This window comes from Lautropia dentalis, from assembly GCF_003892345.1.
Lineage (GTDB): Bacteria > Pseudomonadota > Gammaproteobacteria > Burkholderiales > Burkholderiaceae_E > Lautropia > Lautropia dentalis.
The window spans coordinates 1,098,733-1,119,914 of sequence record NZ_RRUE01000002.1 but is presented as its reverse complement, the minus strand read 5'-3'; the positions used below and the strand labels follow the sequence as shown (position 1 = coordinate 1,119,914).

At 65.6% G+C, this 21,182-nt stretch carries 15 protein-coding genes; 8 read left to right on the top strand and 7 right to left on the bottom strand.

Going from position 1 to position 21,182, the window contains the following annotated elements; genetic code table 11:
* The first annotated feature begins 27 nt into the window (after window positions 1–27).
* The 6 genes from EHV23_RS12510 to prmC all read left to right on the top strand — a co-directional run bounded on the left by EHV23_RS12510 (window position 28) and on the right by prmC (window position 8,492).
* Window positions 28–750 (top strand): response regulator transcription factor, encoded by a 723-nt coding sequence (locus EHV23_RS12510; protein ID WP_125096368.1) that lies wholly within the window; start codon window positions 28–30, stop codon window positions 748–750.
* A gap of 28 nt (window positions 751–778) precedes the next feature.
* Window positions 779–2,443: a FecR family protein gene (locus EHV23_RS12505; protein WP_125096367.1), complete on the top strand. Its 1,665-nt coding sequence runs from the start codon at window positions 779–781 to the stop codon at window positions 2,441–2,443.
* 157 nt (window positions 2,444–2,600) lie between these two features.
* Window positions 2,601–4,928: a CHASE2 domain-containing protein gene (locus EHV23_RS12500; RefSeq protein WP_125096366.1), complete on the top strand. Its 2,328-nt coding sequence runs from the start codon at window positions 2,601–2,603 to the stop codon at window positions 4,926–4,928.
* A 60-nt stretch (window positions 4,929–4,988) separates the two neighbouring features.
* The gene (gene hemA / locus EHV23_RS12495) at window positions 4,989–6,266 is read left to right on the top strand and encodes a glutamyl-tRNA reductase (RefSeq protein WP_125096365.1); all 1,278 of its coding nucleotides are present in this window, start codon (window positions 4,989–4,991) and stop codon (window positions 6,264–6,266) included.
* Between the two features lie 46 nt (window positions 6,267–6,312).
* Window positions 6,313–7,392, top strand: coding sequence for a peptide chain release factor 1 (gene prfA / locus EHV23_RS12490; RefSeq protein ID WP_125096364.1), 1,080 nt, complete (start codon window positions 6,313–6,315; stop codon window positions 7,390–7,392).
* 152 nt (window positions 7,393–7,544) lie between these two features.
* Complete coding sequence (gene prmC / locus EHV23_RS12485; protein WP_125096363.1) at window positions 7,545–8,492, top strand: peptide chain release factor N(5)-glutamine methyltransferase; 948 nt, start codon at window positions 7,545–7,547, stop codon at window positions 8,490–8,492.
* 104 nt (window positions 8,493–8,596) lie between these two features.
* Here prmC and EHV23_RS12480 read toward each other — a convergent pair whose 3' ends face one another.
* From EHV23_RS12480 to EHV23_RS12455, 6 genes are all read right to left on the bottom strand, one after another.
* Window positions 8,597–9,682, bottom strand: a complete 1,086-nt coding sequence (locus EHV23_RS12480; RefSeq protein WP_275265138.1) for a serine hydrolase domain-containing protein — start codon at window positions 9,680–9,682, stop codon at window positions 8,597–8,599.
* A gap of 378 nt (window positions 9,683–10,060) precedes the next feature.
* Window positions 10,061–13,114 carry an efflux RND transporter permease subunit gene (locus EHV23_RS12475; RefSeq protein ID WP_125096361.1) on the bottom strand — a complete coding sequence of 1,018 codons (3,054 nt, stop codon included), beginning with the start codon at window positions 13,112–13,114 and terminating at the stop codon, window positions 10,061–10,063.
* Entirely contained in the window at window positions 13,111–14,607 is a 1,497-nt protein-coding gene (locus tag EHV23_RS12470) for an efflux RND transporter periplasmic adaptor subunit (protein ID WP_125096360.1), read from the bottom strand. The genes EHV23_RS12475 and EHV23_RS12470 overlap by 4 nt, the downstream gene beginning before the upstream one ends.
* Window positions 14,608–14,631: 24 nt before the next feature.
* Window positions 14,632–15,549: a MipA/OmpV family protein gene (locus EHV23_RS12465; RefSeq protein WP_125096359.1), complete on the bottom strand. Its 918-nt coding sequence runs from the start codon at window positions 15,547–15,549 to the stop codon at window positions 14,632–14,634.
* Between the two features lie 180 nt (window positions 15,550–15,729).
* Window positions 15,730–17,052 carry a sensor histidine kinase gene (locus tag EHV23_RS12460; RefSeq protein ID WP_125096358.1) on the bottom strand — a complete coding sequence of 441 codons (1,323 nt, stop codon included), beginning with the start codon at window positions 17,050–17,052 and terminating at the stop codon, window positions 15,730–15,732.
* 38 nt (window positions 17,053–17,090) lie between these two features.
* Entirely contained in the window at window positions 17,091–17,789 is a 699-nt protein-coding gene (locus EHV23_RS12455) for a response regulator (RefSeq protein ID WP_125096357.1), read from the bottom strand.
* Between the two features lie 899 nt (window positions 17,790–18,688).
* Between EHV23_RS12455 and EHV23_RS12450 the strand changes: the two genes are divergently transcribed.
* Window positions 18,689–18,958: a ribbon-helix-helix domain-containing protein gene (locus EHV23_RS12450; RefSeq protein WP_125096356.1), complete on the top strand. Its 270-nt coding sequence runs from the start codon at window positions 18,689–18,691 to the stop codon at window positions 18,956–18,958.
* The gene (locus EHV23_RS12445; protein ID WP_125096355.1) at window positions 18,955–19,269 is read left to right on the top strand and encodes a type II toxin-antitoxin system RelE/ParE family toxin; all 315 of its coding nucleotides are present in this window, start codon (window positions 18,955–18,957) and stop codon (window positions 19,267–19,269) included. Before EHV23_RS12450 ends, EHV23_RS12445 begins: the two co-directional genes overlap by 4 nt.
* 18 nt (window positions 19,270–19,287) lie before the next feature.
* Here the strand turns inward: EHV23_RS12445 and EHV23_RS12440 are convergent, their stop codons facing one another.
* Window positions 19,288–20,784 (bottom strand): branched-chain amino acid transport system II carrier protein, encoded by a 1,497-nt coding sequence (locus tag EHV23_RS12440; protein ID WP_238990447.1) that lies wholly within the window; start codon window positions 20,782–20,784, stop codon window positions 19,288–19,290.
* Between the last annotated feature and the right edge of the window lie 398 nt (window positions 20,785–21,182).

Sequence of the window (21,182 nt, the reverse complement as noted above, 5' to 3'; positions counted from 1 at the left end):
CCGGGAGGCGTGCCATAGAATTAGCTGATGAGAATTGCAATCATAGAAGACGACAAGGCGGTTGCCTCCCAGCTGGTCCACTCGCTGAGTGTGGAGGGCGACACCTGCCATCTGTTCAGCGAAGCGGCCTCGTTCCTGGCCGCGCTGCCGCGCGAAAGTTTCGATGCCTGCATCGTCGACCTGATGCTGCCCGGCATGGATGGCAAGGCGCTGGTGCGACTGCTGCGCGAACGCAAGAACCCACTGCCGGTGCTGGTGCTGACCTCGCAGGATGCCGAAACCGAAGTGATCAGCGCGCTCGACGCCGGTGCCGACGACTTCCTCGTCAAGCCCGCCCGCGCCGGTGAGCTGCGCGCCCGCCTCAAGGCGCTGGTACGTCGCGCCGGCCTCGGTGACGTGCATGGCACGGTCTTCGAGTACGACCGCTTCCGCTTCGACCTGCAGCGTCAGACGGTACAGGACAGCGGCCGCCTGGTAGAACTCACCCAGAAAGAGTTCCAGCTCGCCCTGCTCTTCCTGAACAACATCGGCAAGCCGCTGTCGCGCGGCCACATCCGCGAAGCCGTCTGGGGACGTGACTCCGAAGTGCCGTCGCGCACCATGGACACCCACGTTTCGCGCGTGCGCAGCAAGCTCACGCTGCGCCCCGAAAGCGGCTACCTGCTGGCCCCCGTGTACAGCTACGGCTATCGTCTGGAGCGCCTGCGCAGCGAAGACGACGAGCAGCCCGCGCCGGCCCCGGCTGCCTGAGCCAGCCGTTCCCGGAGTTTCATTTGCCATGATGGACAGGCCAGGCCGCGGCAGCAGCGGACAGGGAGTGCGACAGGGTGCAGGCGCCCTGCTGCTGGCGGCGCTGGGTTATCTGCCCGCCACGGTGGGCATCGCCAGCCCGCCCGAGGTACCCTTCCACACCGGGCACGACCCGGCGACCCTGGTTGCAGCCGCATCCGGCACACCGGCCCATCCGGCCCCGTCCGCGGCGCCCGGCGCCCCCACATCCGCCCGCAAGGGCACTGCGGCTGGTAGCACACCCCACGCCAGTACCGACACGGCGGCTGGCAGTACATCCCCCGCCGGCCCTTACACCCGCCCGGGCAGCAACGGCGAAATTCTCTATACCGTCCAGCCCGGCGACACGCTGCTGGGCCTGTCGCAGCACCTTCTCGATACGCCCGAACGCTGGCATGACGTGCAGAAGCTCAACGACATCCCGCGTCCCCGCCGCCTGCAGCCCGGCACCACGCTTCGGCTGCTGCCCGGCTGGCTGAAGCCACACGCCGAACGGGCCACGCTCGAAACCGCCTCCAACGAGGTGAAGATCAACGGCAAGCCCGCCCACGATGGCGACCATCTGCCCGAGGGCACCACCGTGAAAACGGGTCCCGACAGTGCCGCCCTGATCACCCTGCCCGACGGCACCCGCCTGCGCATTCCCTCGGCCACCGAGGTGCGGCTGGAGCGCCTGCGCGCCTACCACGGCGAGAAGGACCTCGACGCCGGCTTTCTGCTGCGGCACGGTGGCATCGAACCCGACTCCCCGGGCAAACGCTCGCGGCCGCTCAACATTCGCACCCCATCCGGCAACGCTGCCGTGCGCGGCACGCACTTCCGGGTGCACGCCGAAAACAAACGCAGCACCGTCGAGGTACTGCGCGGCCAGGTGGCGGCCGGCAACAGGCGCAGCACCACCCCGGTCGATGCCGGCCAGGGCGCCTGGTTCACCGCCAAAGGCAAGCCCACCGTCACCCCGCTGCCCCCCGCCCCCGAGCTGACCACCCTGTCGGGCCGCACCTGGCACGAAACCGCGCCGCAACTGCCCCTGCCCGCCCGCGACGCCCAGACCGCAGCCTGGCACGTGGAAGTTTCCACCCGGCAGGACTTCGGCGCCATGGTGCTCGACACCCGCACCCAGGCCCCGGCCTTCACCCTGCCCTCGCGGCAGGACGGGCCGCACTTCGTGCGCGTCAGCCGCATCAGCCCCACCGGCATCGAGGGCTATGCCGGGCTGGCCGAGATCAGCATCCTGGCCCGCCCGCTGCCGCCGAAACTGCAGCCACAGGCCGCCGAAGTACAGGTCAACCGCGACCATCCGCTGATGTTCGCCTGGCAGACCGTGCCGGACGAGGTGGCCCTGCCACAGCGTTACCGCCTGCAGGTGGCGGCCGACGCCGGCTTCCGCACCATCCTGCACGACACGGTGGTCGATGCCCGTTCGGCCCGCATCCAGCCCGATACCCGCAGGCCGCTGGCCCGCTGGTGGCGGGTGGCGGCCATCGAAGGCGAGGGCGCGCACCAGAAACAGGGCCCCTTCAGTGCCGCCCAGCGCTTCGTGCTGAAGGTCGATGCCCCGATCGTGGAAGCCAAACCCCGCCCTTTCGTCCGGGCCAGTGATGGAGAGCCCATCCACACTGGCCATGGTGACATGCTGATCCGGGCCGACTGACACGGCCTGCGTCACGGGCCCCGCAGGAAACCAGAACCCCCGAAACCCGCCTTGCGGCGGACCCTGCAACCCGCGCCGGGCGGCGCAGGGATCCGGCCGCCACCGATTTCACCCCGCTATCGTGCCCCCCCATACCCTACGGCGACTGCTGGGCCGCATGGCCCGCTCTGCCCCGCGCGACCGGCCCCTGCTCGAATGGAGCCTGCTGACGACCGTCCTGCTGCTGCTCACCATCTGGTTCGGCCCCTGGCTGCAGCACCTGACCATCAACCAGCGCATCCCCGATCCCACCAACGGCGAAGGCCATGCCTCGCCGGTGGACTATCTGAACCTGCGTCTCTACGACCTGGCGCTCGGCACCGACGCCCGCCTCCCCAGCGGTCAGGTGGTGCTGGTGGACATCGATGACATCAGCATGCTGCAGATCGGCCGCTGGCCATGGTCGCGGCCGGTCATTGCCGCGCTGATCAACCGCATTGCCGAAGGCCACCCCGAGGCACTGGCCATCGACATCCTGTTTGCCGAGGTCTCGGCCCGCCCGCACGATGACCAGCTGCTGCGCAACGCCCTGCAGAACGCGGCCCGCCAGGGCACCCGTATCATCCTGGCCGTGGGCAAGGAAGAAGGCACCAACAACTATCTGCCCCTCTACCCGCTGGACCTCATCGCGGCCGGCAACACGCTGGGCCACATCACCTTCCACACCGGCCGCGATGGTCTGGTGCGCGGCCTCTACATGGAAGAAGGGCACCTGCCGGCCCTGTCCTGGGCGCTGGTCGACCGCCGCGCCCAGACCAACCGCAACGAAACCCTGAACATGCTGCTCGACCGGCGCTGGGACGTGCAGGATCCCCTGCTGCCCGGCGCGCTGAAGGAGCTGCCCCCGCGCATCTCGGCCGCCGCCCTGCTGCGCGGCGATGTCTCGCCCCTGCAGCTGCAGGGACGCAAGGTGCTGCTGGGCAGCACAGCCATCGGCTCGGGCGACTTCTTCGTCAGCCCCCTCGAAAACGCCGAACCCCGCCGCATCTCCGGGCTGGAACTGCACGCCGCTGCCGCCGAGGCACTGATCACCCGTCACACCAAGCAGCCGCTCTCGGGCGGCCTGCAGGGTACCCTCGACATCGTGCTGGTGCTGGTTACCATGCTGCTGCTCTACCGCACCAGCCCCGCCATGGGCCTCATCGTGGTGTCCGTGGCCAACGGCCTGCTGCTGGGCGTGAGCCTGCTGGCCTTCCACCTGGGCTGGTGGCTGGCCCCGGGCGGGGCACTGACCGCCATCAGCCTGGGCTACCCGCTCTGGAACTGGCGCCGCCTGTCGGCTGCCTCCGCCGGTCTGCTGCGCCAGGCCCGCTCGCTGGAGCTGTTCGGCGGCGTGTTCGGCACCGACTGCCCCGCCGGCGTCTCGCACGAGCCCATCTCGGCCCAGCTCAACCGCGTACAGGTAGCCACCCAGCAGGTCGCCCAGCTCAACCGCTTTCTGTCGGACAGCCTGCAGAGCCTGCCCCACCCCGTGCTGGTGGCCGATCACGAACAGCGCCCTATCCTGCGCAACCAGCGCTACCTGAACGCCTTTGGCGATACCGGCGAATGCTGCCCCACCCTGCCGGAATGCTTCATCAGCATCTTCGGCAAGCTGCCTGCCGACTTCCGCAACGAACCCTCGCAACTGGCCGGCGAGTACCAGGACGGCAAGGGCCGGCACTGGCGCGTGGACGTGAGCGCCACCGGGGCCAACGCCGAAGAGCGCCGCTGGCTGATCCAGTTCGTCGATCTCACCGCCCGCCGCCTGGCCGACCGGGAACGGGAAGAGACCCTCTCCTTCCTGTCGCACGACCTGCGTTCGCCCCAGGCCACCATCCTCGCCATCATCGAAAAGCTGCGCCACACCACCGATGGCGCCGACCGTGATGCCGGCCTCGATGAACTGGCCCGCCAGTCGCGCCGCGCCCTCGAACTGACCGACGGCTTTCTGGCCTACACCCGCGCCGAAATCAAGCCCATCCAGCCCGAAGACCACGACCTCAACGACCTGATCACCGAAGTCGTGGATCTGGCCTGGTTTTCCGCCAACGCCAAGAAAATCCGCCTGGGCTTCACCCCCGGCGAGGCCGCCGTGCTGCGCTGCGACGCCGACCTGCTGCGCCGTGCCTTCTCCAACCTCGTCGAGAACGGCATACGTCACAGTCCCGTCGACAGCAGCATCGAACTGGCCCTCACCGTCGAGGGCGCCCGCTATATCATCACCATCCGCGATCACGGCCCCGGCGTACCGCCCGACAAGCAGGCGCTCATCTTCAAGCCCTTCTGGCAGTCGGCCGGCAGCGAAACCACTGGTCCCCGGTCCGCCAAGGGCAGCGCCGGGCTCGGACTTGCCATGGTTCACAAAGCCATCATGCGACATGGCGGTACCATTCGGGTGTTCAATCATGCCGGCGGGGGGGCAGTCTTCGAGATCAGCCTGCCCCAGACAGGCCACAACGTTTAAAATCCGCCAACATGGCATACCGTCACCCGGCCACACGCGGGGTTCAGCAGGCAATCTGACATGGCGCTGCTCACCCTCGGCCTCAACCACAACACGGCGCCCGTCGCGCTGCGTGAAAAACTCGCCTTCCCCACCCGGGAAGCGATCGGTGATGCCCTGTCCGACCTGCGCGGTCACCTGCAGTCGCTGGCGCCCGAGGCCGCCATTCTCTCCACCTGCAACCGCACCGAAATCTACTGTAAAACCGACGCGCCGGACGAGGCGGGCCCGGCGCTCACCGAATGGATCGGCCGCCACCGGGGCGTCAACGCCGAGGGCAACCTGGCCGAGCATCTCTACCTGCTGCCCAACCAGGGTGCCGTGCGCCACGCCTTCCGGGTAGCCAGCGGGCTGGACTCGATGGTGCTGGGCGAGCCGCAGATCCTCGGCCAGATGAAGGCCGCCGTGCGCGTCGCGCAGGACTCGCAGATGCTGGGCAGCCACCTGCACCAGCTCTTTCAGCGCTCGTTCTCGGTAGCCAAGGAAGTGCGCACCCAAACGGCCATCGGCGCCCAGTCGGTGTCCATGTCGGCCGCCAGCGTGCGCCTGGGCGAACAGCTCTTCGAACGGCTGGCCGACTGCTCGGTGCTGCTCATCGGCGCCGGCGAGATGATCGAACTCTGCGCCGCCCACTGGGCGCCACACCCCAAACGGATGGTCATCGCCAACCGCACACTGGAGCGCGCCCGTCCGCTGGCCGAACGCTTCGGCGCCAGCGTCATGGCCCTGTCCGAGCTGCCCGCCCAGCTGGAAAACTTCGACGTGGTCATCTCGTGCACCGCCAGCACCCTGCCCATCATCGGGCTGGGCATGGTCGAGCGCAGCGTGCGCCAGCGCCGCCACCGCCCGGTGCTGATGATCGACCTGGCCGTCCCGCGTGACATCGAAGACGAAGTCTCGCGGCTGGACGACGTGTTCCTCTACACCGTCGACGACCTGCGCGAAGTGGTCGATGCCGGCCTCGAAGGCCGGCGGCTGGCCGTGGCCGAAGCCGAGAGCATCATCGATGCACAGGTCAGCGCCTTCATGGCCTGGCTGTCGCAGCGCCAGAGCGTGCCCCTCATCCAGGAGCTGCACGCCCGCGGCGACGCCGTCCGCCGCCAGGAAGTGGAGCGCGCCCAGAAGATGCTGGCCAGAGGTGAAGACCCGGCCGTCGTGCTCGAGGCGCTCTCGAAGGCGCTGACGGCCAAGTTCATGCACGGCCCCACCACCCTGCTGTCGCGCCACGGCGGCCAGAACGACGAACTGACCAACCTGCTGACCGGCCTGTTCCCGGCCCCGCGCGGCGAGCGGCACTGAAAGAGCAGATCGGTAGAATCGGGGAGACAATCTTCGGCGCATCCCCATGAAAGACTCCCTGCGGACCCAGCTGGACCGCCTGCAGAACCGGCTGGACGAACTCAACGCCCAGCTGGCCAGCGAAGACATCGGCCGTGACATCGCCCTGCTCCGGAAACTGAACCAGGAACACGCCGAAGTCAGCGAAGTGCTGGACAACTATGCCCGCTGGCAGCAGGCAGACGCCGACCTGCAGGCCGCCCGCCAGATGCGCAACGACCCCGAGCTGCGCGACTTTGCCGACGAAGAAGCCGCTGACGCCGAAACCCGCCTGCAGGAAACCGAAGCCCGCATCGAATACCTGCTGCTGCCGCGCGACCCCGACGACGCCCGCAACGCCATCGTCGAAATCCGCGCCGGCACCGGCGGCGACGAAAGCGCCCTCTTTGCCGGCGACCTGCTGCGCATGTACCTGCGCTACGCCGAACAGCGCGGCTGGCAGACCGAGATTCTGTCCGCCAGCGAATCCGAGCTGGGCGGCTACCGCGAAGTCATCGTGCAGGTCACCGGCACCAGCGTCTACGGCCGGCTGCGCTACGAATCCGGCGCCCACCGCGTGCAGCGCGTCCCCGTCACCGAAAGCCAGGGCCGCATCCACACCTCCGCCTGCACCGTCGCCGTCATGGCCGAAGCCGAACCCACCGGCGACATCGAGATCAGCCCCGACGAGCTGCGCATCGACGTGTACCGTGCCTCCGGCGCCGGCGGCCAGCACGTCAACAAGACCGAATCGGCCGTGCGCATCACCCACCTGCCCACCGGCATCGTGGCCGAATGCCAGGACGACCGCTCGCAGCACCGCAACCGCGACAAGGCCATGACCGTGCTGCTCACCCGCCTGCGCGACGCCCGCGAGCGTACCCGGCACGCCGAAACCGCCGCCCACCGCAAGAGCCTCGTCGGCTCCGGCGACCGCTCCGAGCGCATCCGCACCTACAACTTCCCCCAGGGCCGGCTGACCGACCACCGCATCAACCTCACGCTCTACCGGCTGCAGGGCATCATCGACGGCGACCTGGACGAACTGACCGACGCGCTGATGAAGGCCCGGCTGGAGGAGCTGGCCGCGGAGCGGGCGGAGGGGTGAGGCGCAGCATCCGGGCGCTCACAGGAAAGGGACAGAGGCGTCATGAGCACGGTCAGATATGAACAGGGAGAACGGCCTTCCCTGACAGAAGCAGACAGGGCGGAACTCAAGGCGATGGCAAAGCGCCCCTTTTTCCGGAGCGTCCGTTGAACATGACACCTCGCGATCACACGCCCTCCTTTGATCATTTCATCGCCGCCAGCAACCTGCCGCGTGCCGAAGCACGCCGGCTGCTGGCGCACATCACCGGGCGGCCGCTGACATGGTTCATCGCGCATGGCGACGATGCCGTAGCGCCTGATACTGCTGCCGCCTTCGAAGCCCTCGCAGCCCGCCGCCGTGCCGGCGAACCGCTGGCCTACCTGCTGGGAGAACAGGCGTTCTATGGCCGGCAGTTTGGCGTGTCGCCTGCCGTACTGATTCCGCGGGCCGATACGGAAACGCTGATCGAGGCAGCGCTGGAAAAGCGCCGCATGATGGGTATTGGCCCTGTCATCCTGGAACTGGGCACCGGCAGCGGCATCATTGCCATCACCCTGGCGCTGGAAATACCGGAGGCCGTCGTTCATGCGATCGAGCGCTCGCCCGAGGCAATGGCGGTGGCACAGAAAAATGCCAATGCATTGGGGGCGCGCGATATCCGGTGGCACCTGGGGAGCTGGTGGGATGCGCTGTCAACCCCGCCCGCGCCAGACACCGGGAACGACACGCACGCAGCAGCCCCGGCTTCTGGCGCCCCCGAAGTCACGGCACCTGCGCCGGACGCCATGCGTCCGGCATCACACAGCTTCGATCTGATCGTCTCCAACCCGCCCTACATTGCCAGCGGCGATCATCACCTGCGCGAAGGCGACCTGCGCTTCGAGCCTTCGCAGGCACTGGCGGCCGGCGCGGACGGGCTGGATGACCTGCGTATACTGATCGACGGAGCACCGTGCTGGCTGAAACCCGGCGGCTGGCTGCTGCTGGAGCACGGCTACGATCAGGGCACCGCCGTGCGGCAGCTGCTGGAAGCACGGGGGTTCGCTGCGGTGTTCACCCGGCAGGATCTGGGCGGCAACGACCGGGTGAGTGGGGGGATGCTTCCGACGGTACCGTAACGGTCTTCTCACTTCTGCACGGCCGCCTTGCGGGCCTTTGCCCTGAAACCGATCACCGACTGTTCCGGAGCGCAGGCCGTTTTCCCCAATAAGCCGCCATCACCCTACCCTGCAATGCCGCCCCCCATGACCAGCTTCACAATCCCCTGAAGCTCATCGCGCTTGCCGGCCGTCGCGTCCAGGACCACCACGCCCCGCCTGGATTTTCTCTGGAAAGCACAAATGGCCGAGAAGCCGGCCGTCGCGCCGCCGTGCGAATAGACAGGATCGTCGGCAAAATCCCGGAAATCCATCTGCCAGTTGACGGCGTAGCCAGTCTGCCCCGACGCATCACGTACCAGAGGCTCCAGGCCGGCCGCCGCAGGGTTCGGTGCCCCGATCAAATGTTCCAGATAGCACGCGAGATCGGCTGCATTCGAACGGAGCATGCCGGCCGGGGCATAGCCCGTACATGCCCAGGGTGGCACAGGATTGCCATTGGCATTCGTACCGGTCGAGGGGTGGCCACCGGTTCTGGCATACAGCTCCCTTTCCGTTCCCGGGCTCCAGGTGTGATGAAGCCCCAAAGGCCCCAGTACACGCTCTGCAAGCAGATCACGCCACGAGCGCCCCTGCACGAAAGCAACCAGATGCCCCATCAGGGCGACCCCCAGACTGCAGTAGCTGATTTTTCCCCGCCCAGTTACAGGGGATTGCAGGGCGGTCCGGACGACATCCCCGGGTGAATAGGGACCGAGCGGATTGGCAACCGTTGCCATCCGCGCTGCCATTTCTTCCGGGAAATTGGGCAGACCGCACGTGTGCGTCGCCAGTTCGACCATGCGCACATCCGCAATGGCAGAGCCGGCCGCCCGGCCGCCCAGAATGTCCTGGACGGTCGTATCCAGTGTCAGCACCCCGTTGTTCACGGCGTCCGTCAGCAGGGCACCGGTGAGCGGTTTGGTCACGGAGCCGATCTCGAATTCGGTATTTTCATCTGCACCGAATCCGGCAAACCGGGGAGGCTGACCAGGTTCGATGAGCGCCACGGCCACCCGCCGGCTCCTGGCCAGATGAGGACGAAGGGCATTGGCCAGTGTCTCATCACCCGTGATGTCCGTGGACAGGGTCCCCTGGGGGGCCTCCTCTGCACGGACACGCGTGCCCCATGTTCCCAGAGCCACGGCTCCCCATACGGCCGCACGCAGCATGCCGCGGCGTGTCATGTCGTGTGGGATGCAGGCTTCGTGAATCCGGTTTTTCATGGTCATGGGTGAGTGTCTCGTTCGTGAGGGTTTTTCTTTGACCAGGCAATTCACCGTGAGCAGCCCAGAGTGTTTCATGGACGCATTCGTTCCCGTACCCCTTTGGGGCGTCCAGGGCACGACGGCAGTGGCGCACTGGTCATGATGGCGAACCATTGTCCGGCCTGTGAGCCGTGATGGCCAACCACCAATTGCCGTAGGCACAGCACATGGAGAAACCTGCGGCCCCTCCATCCTTTCGCGCCCAAAGCGCAGGGGCGAATGAGTCCAGGACGCGCGCGGAAGAAGCGCAGATACGGGCACACTTCATGACACGGCCACCCATCATGATTTGCCGCCCCGCCGCCACAATCCCGCCATCCACTGCCCGAAATCATCCACATAGGTGAACACCGCCGGCACCACCAGCATGCTCAGCGCCGTGGAGGTGATCAGCCCACCCAGCACCGTCATCCCCATCGGGGAAACGAAGGAGGTGTCGCTGGACGCCGAACCGATGATGGCGGGCAGCATGCCCGCCCCCATGGCCATCGTCGTCATGATGATCGGACGCGCCCGCTTGTGGCAGGCATCTGCCAGCGCATGCCAGCGGTCCATGCCCTGCTCGCGGCGGGCCACGATGGCATATTCCACCAGCAGGATGGAATTTTTCGTCACGATACCCATCAGCATCACCAGTCCGATCAGCACCGGCAGCGACATGTCGTAGCGGCTCAGCAGCAGCGCCACGAAGGAGCCCCCGATGGCCAGCGGCAATGCCGACAGAATGGTCACCGGGTGCAGGAAGCTGTGGAACAGCAGCACCAGCACCACCCAGATGCACAGCACGCCGGCCAGCATGGCCAGGCCGAAATTGCTGAACATCTCGATCATCATTTCGGCCTCGCCGGTGTTTTGCAGTTGCACGCCCTCAGGCAGCTGCTTCACCGAAGGCAGGTTCGACACCTCCTGGGCCAGCTCGCCCAGCCCCTTTTCCGCCAGTTCGATGGTGAAATTGATGTTGCGCTCGCGGTCATAGCGCGAAATGATGGCCGGGCCACCGCCAAGCGACAACCTGGCCACCTGCCCCAGCATCACCGTCCCGTCGCTGCCCTGCACCGGAATGCGCTTGAGCGCTTCCATGCTCAGGCGTGCATCCCTGTTCAGCCGTACCACGATGTCGAGCTGCCGCTGTTCCAGATTCAGCTTGGGCAGCTGCTGCGTATAGTCGCCCTGCGTGGCAATCCGCAGGGCATCGCTGATCGCCTGCGGTGTCACACCCAGCGTGGCCGCCTGCGCAGCCTTTGGTTGCACAATCACCTCGGTACGCACCAGATTGGCACTGGACGTGATGTTGCCCACCCCGCGCAGCGTGCGCAGATCCTTTTCGATGGCCCGGGCCGCCAGGGTCAGCCGGGCCTGGTCATTGCCGGTGACGGCCACCACATACTGTTCACCGTTGCCACCCAGCCCGAGCTTGACGCGTGCCCCGGGCAGATCGTCCAGCGCCTCGCGCATCGACTGCTCGACCACTTTCTTGAAGGGGCGATGGGCCCGCGCACCCATGTCGATGGTCAGCGTGGCACTGTTGGTGGTCTGCACATTGCCCGAAAAGGCGTCGCCCGAACCGGCGCCGATGGCCGTGTACACGCGCTTGACGTGCGGCAGCTTCACCAGCTTTTCCCGTGCCTGTTCGGCCAGCCGCTCGGTCTGTTCCAGCGTTGCCCCCGGCCCCAGGGTGAGCGTCACCTGGGTCTGGTCATTGTCGTCGGCCGGCATGAATGCCGATGGCAGCATCGACGACAGCGCAAGCGACAGCACAAAGAACAGCACCGCATAGATGACCGTCTGCCGCCGGTGCGCCAGCACCCAGTGCACGCCCCGCATATACAGGCGCAGCCAGCCCGGTTCACGCGCCTCGTGGGTACGTGGTGCCAGCAGGTACGCCGCCATCATCGGCGTGAGCATGCGCGCCACCACCAGCGAGGCAAAGACCGCCAGCGAGGCCGTCCAGCCGAACTGCTTGAAAAACCGACCCACGATGCCGCTCATGAACGCCGTGGGCAGAAACACCGCAATCAGCGTGAACGTGGTGGCGATCACCGCCAGACCGATCTCGTCGGCCGCCTCCATGGCGGCCTCGTACGGCGTCTTGCCCATGCGCAGGTGGCGCTCGATGTTCTCGATTTCCACGATGGCATCATCCACCAGCACCCCGATCACCAGCGTCAGCGCCAGCAGCGACACCTGATTCAGCGTGAAGCCAAAAAGCGCCATGCCGATGAAGGCCGGCAGCACCGACATCGGCAGCGCCACGGCCGACACCAGCGTGGCCCGCCAGTTGCGCAGGAACAGCCACACCACCACCACGGCCAGCACCGCCCCTTCATACAGGGTGTGCATCGTGCCTTCGTAGGTTTCGCTGGCCAGCGACACGGAATCCATGGTTTCGGTCAGCTTGAGGTCGGGGCGTTCCTGCCGCAGCTGCTGCACCAGTTCGCGCACGCGGCGCCCCACATCCACCTCGCTGTCACCCTTGCTGCGGCTGACCTCGAAGCCCACGATGCGCTGGCCATCGAGCCAGGCCGAACTGGTGGGTTCCTGCACCGTGTCGGTAATGCTGCCCAGATCGGCCAGACGCAACCGGCGGCCATCGGCCGTGGTGATCTGCACAGGTTTGAGAGCCTCGGCCGATTTCACCCGAGAAAGGATGCGCAGCGGCTGCTTGCTGCCGGCCAGGTCCGCATGTCCGCCGGCACTCTCGATCTGGTTGCTGCGCAGCTGGGTGGAGACATCGCCCACGGTCAGCCCCAGTGCCCGCAGCTTCAGCAGGTCCAGATCCACATGCACCTGCCGGTCCACGCCACCTACGCGCGTGACCTTGCCCACACCCTTCAGGGCCAGCAGCCGGCGGTTCAGGTCATTGTCCACAAACCACGACAGTTCCTGTTCGTCCAGCCGGTCGGACTGCAGTGCATAGGCCAGCACCGGCTGCGAGACCAGATCCACCTTGTCCACCACCGGATCGGGCACATCCGTGGGCAGATCGGCCCGCACGCCCTGAACGGCCGAACGGACCTCATCCAGGGCATCCTGCACCGGCTTGTCCAGCTCGAATTCCACCATCATCGACACCGCGCCATCTCCCAGCGTGGTGCTGATGTGACGCTTGCCCTGGATGTTGACCAGCGCATTTTCTATCTTGCGCGCCACGTCATTCTCCAGCTGGCCGGGTGTGGCCCCCTGCAGTGACGCCGCAATCGTCACCATTGGAAATTCCATGTCCGGCATGTTCTGGATGCGCATGCTCTGGAAGCTGTAGAGACCCGCCACCGTCAGCATCAGAAACAGCAGCACCACCGGAATGGGATTGCGGATCGACCAGGACGAGAAATTCATTCCGTCGCCTCCGCACCGGCACCTTTTGCCGTGGAGCCTTTTGCCGTAGTGCCAGTTGCCGTGATTTCTTCACGATTCAGGATTCCGGATGCAGGGAGGCTTTCTGCGCCATCCTTCGCTGCCGGATTGCCCGTGACCGGGTCATCCAGCGCATCGCCACGCGCTGCAGGGAGATCCACTACTTTCACGAGGTCGCCATCCGTCAGAAAGGCCGCACCAGACACCACGACCTGATCCTGCGCGGACAGCGAAGCCTGTCGCAGGCCCTGTCCGCTCTGTGCGGCACTTGCGCCAGGCACCCCCGCACTTTCATCCGGCAGGATTTCGATGCGGTCACCATCCTGCCGGCCAGTCTTCACCCGTACCCGTTCGACGAGGGCAAGTGCCGCCGATGCACTGGATCTGTCTGTCGCCGACCCCTGTCCGGCAGCCGGATTGCCGGATTCTGCATGTCCGGACGCGACGCCAACGCCCTCACCCGCCCTGTTTCCCGGTGCCATTTCCCGCTGACCCCCTGCAGGTCCGCGGAGGACATCCGTCTTCAGCCTGTAGACGTACATGAAGCCATCACTGGGCACCAGGGCCTCCATCGGTACCGTCAGCGCCGGGCTTCTGCCCAGGTCGAAGGCCCCCCGGGCAAACATGCCAGCCCACAGGCCCGGGCTGGCCGGTACGTCCACGTAGACCAGCGTCGTGCGTTTTTTCGTGTCTTCCGACGGCGCACGGGCGCGCATCACGCCCGGTACCGGCGTGCCATCGGCGGCGTAGACGGCCACCGGACCGCCGGGTTTCACGCGCAGTACATCCCTGGCACCCAGTTCGGCCTGCCATTCCAGCCGGCCCTGACGAATCAGCCGGAACAGCTCCGTCCCCGCGGCGGGCACCGAGCCCACCGTGGCGGTGCGCGACGAGATCACGCCGTCGTCCGGCGCGCGCAATTCGACGTTCTGCCAGTTCTGCTGCTTCGATACCAGCGCGGCCTGCGCCGAACGCACCCGCGCCCGGGCCGTCCGGCCGGCCGCCAGATACTGTTCGATCTGCTGCGCACTCAGGGTATCGGTGCCACGCAGCCGGCGGGCACGGCGTACATTGGCCTCGGCCTCGGTTGCCGCCGCCTGCGCCTCGGCCAGGGCGGCCCGGGCCTGGGTGACGTCGGCGGCCACGGTCTTCCCGTTGAAACGGGCCAGCACATCGCCGCGCTTCACCGTATCGCCCACGTTCACGAGTACCGCGGACAGTGTCAGGGCATTGGTCTCGGAAGCGACGCTGGCTTCCTGCCACGCCGTCACCTCGCCATCGGCCAGCACCTGCACCGGCAGCTGCGTCTGCACCGGCTGGGCCACCGCCACCACGGCAGCCGGCCGCTGTGGCGGCGCCTGGTCATCACCTGCCTCTCCGGCCTGGAACAGGTCCGGACGGAACAGGAACACGCTGCCTGACAGCAGCAGTACCAGCAAACAGATACCCAGGAAAACACGCAGCGAACTGGACATGGCAACTCACCCCCGGATCGTGAGTCAGAACTGGTAATTGACGCCGACAAAGCCGGATACCCCGGTGCGTTTTTCCACGATGGGACTTTTGGCAGCGCGGTTTGCCATGCGCATGGCCTCTACCCCGCCCGTAATGGACCAGTGCCTGTCCAGCACATGATTCCAGCCAGCTTCCAGTGAGTACGCGTGCAGACCAGATTTCGCCTCGAAGGCCGAAAACCGCGAGGTTTGCGCCTGCTGGGGGGTAACCCCAAAGAAAAGCGCGTTGTAGCGCTGATTGCCGCCATGAGCCTTCAGGCCCACCGTGATCTGGTCACTGTCGGTATCCAGCGCGGCCACGTCAAACCCAGCATGGAAGGTATTGCCGCGCTGCGCACCGTGTACCCGAAACTCGGCGGCGCCAGTCAATGCCAGCCAGTCTGTCACAGGGACGGACAGCGTGAGGTTGGTCGTAGTAGCACTGCGGATCGTACCCATACCCTTGAGCCGTTCGGAGCCGGGCCGCCCTGCCGCGCTACTTTTCTTCTCACTGCGCCCCGGGTCGGCACCAATGGACAAACTGGCCATCAGGCCATCGTCACTTCCATACTGCACACCAATGCCACGGGGATCGAAAAAGAAAATACCCCGGGAAACACTGAAAAATGGCTCTACCCCCCCCTGCGTCTCTTTGGCTCCCATGTAGGTTGGCCTTGTTCCAAGCATCACACCAAGTGACACATCCGTATGATCCCCCCAGATCTGGCTGGACAGGGAGGGGGCACGGGCAGGCATGTCTGCCGGGCCAGATGAGACCGATGCCTCCTCTGCCGAAACCGGTGAATCTCCCTCCCCTTGCGCCGCACCAGCGGTCTGCGCCCCCTGCGCACCCGACACGAAGAACATGCTGCCCAACAGCAGCCAGCCATGCATACTCCGAAGCGACTTGCCTGCCCATGTCATGATCAACCTCCTCCTGCATAAATGAATGAATGACAGGAAGAGTTGAACACGCGCGCTCAAACGCTCCGTGCAGAAATCATCAAGGCTTGATCAATTCACCGGCTTTCTTCGAACTCGAGGCATGCTGCACGGATTCCCGGGAGCATCAGGTTTCGATCAACACGTGCACATCCTGCAGCTTCAGGGACTGGAGCGTGTCATGGACTCATTCGTCCCCACGCCGGCCCCAAACCCGTGTGTTGACAAGACGCTCTGCTCAGGCGAGGCTGGCCGCAACCATCGGGCCCGGGCACTGTTGGCCGGCGTCTTCACGCGAACGCCCGGTAACAGCAGTGTCACACAGGCACCGCCGTCCGGATGATTGGACACCGAAAGCTCGCCCCCATGCGCAGCACAGATGGCCCAGGCCACCGACATGCCCAGTCCTGCCCCGCCCCGGTTGCGGGAACGTGAGCCATCGGCCCGCCAGAAGCGGTCGCACACCTGGCTGAGACAGTTCTCCGGAAATCCACTGCCCGCGTCACGCACCTGAAGCTGGATGTGTCCATCCGCCAGCCTCTGGCCAACTATGCCCAGCCAGCGACCACTGGCTGCATACCGGATGGCATTGTCGACCAGCACGGTCAGCATCTGACCGATACGGTCACGGTCTCCCTGCACGACCAGACTGTCCGGCACGTCCAGGTCCACCTGCATGCCAGCCGATACTGTCCGGGGCGCGGCCCAATTGATGCGTTCCTGTACCAGTGCCCGGACATTGAATTCACCCTGCACCAGCTCCAGCTGGCCGGCCGAGGCCAGCGACAGCAGGTACAGGTCGTGCACCAGCCGGTTGAGCTGGTCGAGCTGCCCCATGATCATCCCGTAATTGCCAGACGTGGCAGGCAGCACCCCATCCATCAGCGCCTGCAGGCGGGCCTTGGCCGCCGTCAGCGGGGTGCGCAGCTCGTGGGCAATGGCCGCACTGGACGCCTGAAACTCACGTTCATGCCGCTCCAGACTGCTGGCCATACGGTTGAAATCCTGCGCCAGCTCCTTCAGCGCCGCCGGCGCATCGCGCCGGATATCCGCCCGCGCAGAGAATTCCCCCTTGGCAATGTTCCCGGCTGCCACCGCCACCGCACCGAGCTGGCGCGACATGCGCAGGGACAGCCAGACGCCCCCCACCCCGATCACCACCAGTGAAAGCCCGAGCAGGGCCCCCCAGGTCAGCAACTCGTGCTGCACATCATCCTGCTGAAGATAGCGCGGGTACAGATATTCACTGTAAAGATGCTGCAACCGGAGCGATATCCCCACACCGGAAGCCTTTTTCTGCTGCGCCTCCAGCATGCTGATTTCAGCCCGTACCGCGGGCGGCAGTGTCGCACGTGTTTCCTGCTCCCAGACCTCGCACCAGTACCAGATTCCCCCTTCGAAAATGACCACGATCACCAGCGCCAGCGCCATCATGCGGGGAGAGATCCAGCGCCACAGCTTGGCGTAGGTAGCACGTTCGCCCATCAGACTACACGCTTGGGCATGGGAGGTACATTTTTCCATCAGGCCACACTCCGGAAACGATAGCCCAGTCCGCGCACCGTCAGCAGCACGCCCGACACGCCCGCATGCTCCAGCTTGCGCCGCAGGTTGTAGATGTGCGCATCCACCACGCGCTCGGCAGCACCGCTCTCCGGCAGGCACCCCTCCATCAGCTCACTGCGCGTGAACAGCCTGGTGGGCGTGCCCATCAGCATGGCCAGCAGGCCAAACTCGGTGCGTGTCAGTTCGAGCGCCTGCACCCGATCACCATCGTGTACGCGTGCCTCGCTGGCCTCCACATCGACGATCAGCGCCTCATGCCGTAGTTCCTGTCGACGGGTCGCTGTCTGACTGCGCCAGCGCCGCAGCACCGCATGCACACGGGCCATCACCTCGCCCGGGTCGTAAGGTTTGACCACGTAATCGTCGGCACCATAGAGCAGCGAATTGATCCGCCGGGCGGTATCGCCCACGGCCGTCACCATGATGACCGGTGTCTGTGCGTGCTGGCGAATGGCGCTCATCACCTTGTAGCCGTCCAGGCCGGGCAGCATCACATCCAGCAGGATCAGGTCGGGATGCCAGCGGGCATGTTCCGCCAGCGCTGCCATGCCATCGGCCACATGCAGCGCCTCAAAACCCTCCCGGTTCAGATAGGCCATCAGGACCTGGGCGCTGTCCTCGTCATCTTCCACCACCAGAATCCGGTCTTTCTTCATCGATGCGTCCCTGGAAGGCGCCGCAGAAATCCCGCAGGGGCCTTCTTGATGAAATCTTCATGAAACCTCAACACAGCCTTGAAAAAAGTCCCTGTTTTCAGGCAGTTTGAGGCATCTCTTCGTCTGGATTCCCATCATAGCAGTGATGGTGCCGGTGTTGGTTCCCACACAGATTCCCGCGGACATGTCGGACCAGGAGGCCCGACTGGCCCGGCTGGCACAGCAGCGTGGCTCAGTGCACGAACAGCCCGATATACCGGTCGAACTCGTATTTGCGCCCGCGCTGCAGACCTATCAACGCCGATTGAAAACTGACCCGGGAACTCTTGCCTGAGCATGGCGGCAATCTTGCAGCAAACACCCAGATCACAAACGGCGTCATTTTGCGCCAACCCATCACCAGAACAGCCCAGCCACCCCCGATTTCCTTTGACCAGCACCACCGCTTAGTTAAAGAAAACCCGTTTCCTTTAACTAACGGCCGGCCTTAGTTAAAGAAAAGCCGTTTTCTTTAACTAAGGACCTCCGACGGGGGACAAATGGCGCGATTTTACGCCAAACCACCACTTGAACGGCGTGGTTTTGCGTCAAATCCTTTGCATGAACGGCGTATTTTTTGGCCAAACATGATAGCCGTCAAAGGCGGCGCAGTTTTATGCCGTTCACCGCGTACCGACAGGACAGTAGGCACGGGCAAAGCCGGCAGGATGGCTGGCCTGTCCGCTCTTCCGGGAGGCCCGCTGGGTCATGGCATGCACAGCCGGCGAGCCGGCGCAGGCCCGCTGGGCGAGGCGCCGGCCAGCGTGGAATCGCTGGACGGTCATCCCTTCAGTTGGTAGGATTGAATCCCATCAACCCTTGATGGGATTGGACCCTGCGGAAGAATACTGGAGCCTGCCATGCGTACCACGACCCAGATGAGCATCACCCTGCCCAACGAGATGGCCAACGCCGTCAAAGCTCGGGTCCGGTCTGGCGAATACACCAGTGAGAGCGAAGTGATCCGGGAAGGATTGCGGGCACTGGCCATGCGCGACCGCGCCATCGAACACTGGCTGCACAACCGGGTGGGCCCGGCCTATGACGCCGTCAAGGCCGATCCATCGAGCACCCGAACCCCGGAGCAGGTTCGCGCCCGGCTTGCCGCGCTGCGGACAAACGTGCAATGAAGTTCATGCTCGCCTTCTCGGCCGATGCCGAGAACAGTCTTGCGGATCTGCACGAATACATCGCCCGCTTCGGCTCTCCGGATATCGCAGACCGGTTCACCGAAGGGGTCATCCTGCAATGCGAAAGCATGTGCACGTTCCCGCTGCGGGGAACGCCGCGTGACGATATCCGTCCGGGCGTGCGGATCACACACTACAGGAAACGGGTGACGATAGCCTATACCGTTGAAGACGGGCTGGTTACGATCCTCGATGTGTTCTACGGTGGCCAGGACTACGAAACCATCCTGCGCGACGACACAGACGACTGAAGCGCAGACTGAAGCGCATCACGGCGCCCGCTCCCGCCGCCCAACCAGCCCCAGCACGATCCCCAGCGCCGCGAACGGCGCCCATTCCAGCGAATATTCCTTCCACGGCAGCCGGTTCACGGCCTCCACACCGGCCACCGACAGGACAGACACCGTCGTCACGAAGCCCACGGCCAGCCGCTGCGACAGCACCGGCGGCTTCCAGACGAAATTCTCCAGCAGCATCAGCACCAGCAGCGTCATCACGATCGGGTACAGCACCAGCAGCACCGGCACCGACTTGCTGATCACGGCCGTCAGCCCCTGGTTGGCCACGACAAAGCTGCCCAGCGTGCAGAGAATGGCATACGTGCGGTAGCTGATGCGCGGCCAGACATCATTGAAATATTCGCTGGTGGCGGTGATCAGGCCCACCGCCGTGGTCAGGCAGGCCAGCGTGACGATCACCCCGAACAGCACCCGGCCGAATTCGCCGAAGGTGCCGTACGCTGCCGTGTTGAGCAGGAAGGAGCCCAGATCCTTGCCGCTGGCCTTCACCCCGGCCACCACCGACGGGTCGATGGGCAGGCGGTTGCTCACCCAGCCCAGCCCCACATAGATGACGGCCAGCGACACGGCCGCCACCACGCCCGCCAGCGATGCCTGCACCACCAGCTCGCGCCGCGACAGGGCCGACTGATGCGCCACCGACATGACCAGCGACGCTTCATCTCCCCCATGACCGGCGGGAAGATCATTCCCGGCCACCCCGCCCCCCACATCCGGCAGGGCAGCGGCTGGCGCCTTCTGGGCCGTGCCCATCTTGCTGCGCACCGCCGTCAGCACGATCACCGCGTAGGCCACCGAGCCCAGCACATCCATGGTCAGATAACCGCCCATGAATCCATTCACGAAGGCGATGGAACCATTGGCGCCCTCCACCTGCGTCAGCGTGGGCGGCCGGCCGTGCAGCCACAGCACCCCTTTGCCGATCAGCAGCAGGATGCACACCAGCAGCACCGGCGTGAGGATGGCGCCTATGCGCTCGACCATCTTGGACGGATTCAGGCTCAGCCACAGGGCCACGCCGAAGTAGGCCAGGCTGAACAGCAGCATCGGCCCCTGTCCGGGCGCCCCCGCATCACCACCAGCCGCCGCCGCACCGGCTGCCGCGGCCTGCGCGGCATCGCCAGCGCCCCCACCCGTCAGAAACGGCAGCACCGCCAGCTCGAAGGACGTGGCCCCCGTGCGCGGAATGGCAAAGAAGGGCCCCACGGTCAGGTAGACGATGGCCAGAAAGGCCAGCGAGAACCACGGGTGGATGCGATCCAGCGCCGTGCGGTAGCCGTCGTCGTAGTAGGCGCTGACGATGATGGCAAGCAGCGGCAGCCCCACCCCCGTCAGCACGAACCCCAGCAGCGCCTCCCACAACCCCGGGCCACTTTCCATGCCCAGTGCCGAAGGGAAGATGAGGTTGCCGGCGCCAAAGAAGATGGCAAACAGCATGAAACCGATGACGAAGGTGTTCCTGTTCACGGGAGCGCGTTCTTGACAAATGCAATCGACAGAAGGCCGACCAGTGTAATACAACACGCTTGCTGCAGCCGCTGCCTGCTGTAGTGAGCCTGCCGCTACCCAATATGGTTACTGCCGGCGGCGGTTGCTGCCCAATGTGCTGGTTGCTACCGGCGGCGGCGGCTCGATGTGGCTGTTGCCTGCTGCGGCGTGCATCATCCCCTGGCAGAGGTCCGAGACGAGGCGGCCCCCGCCGTGGCGCCCGGGCCGCCACAGCGGGGCGCGCACCTGCTATGCTTTCGCACTTTGCCCGTTGCCGGGACTCCCCAACGGGCAGCACCGGAGAACGGCCCTGCCGCTTCAACCGGCTGGGCCGGGCCCGGCAGCCCGCACTTCATTCACCGCTTTCCCTACCCTAT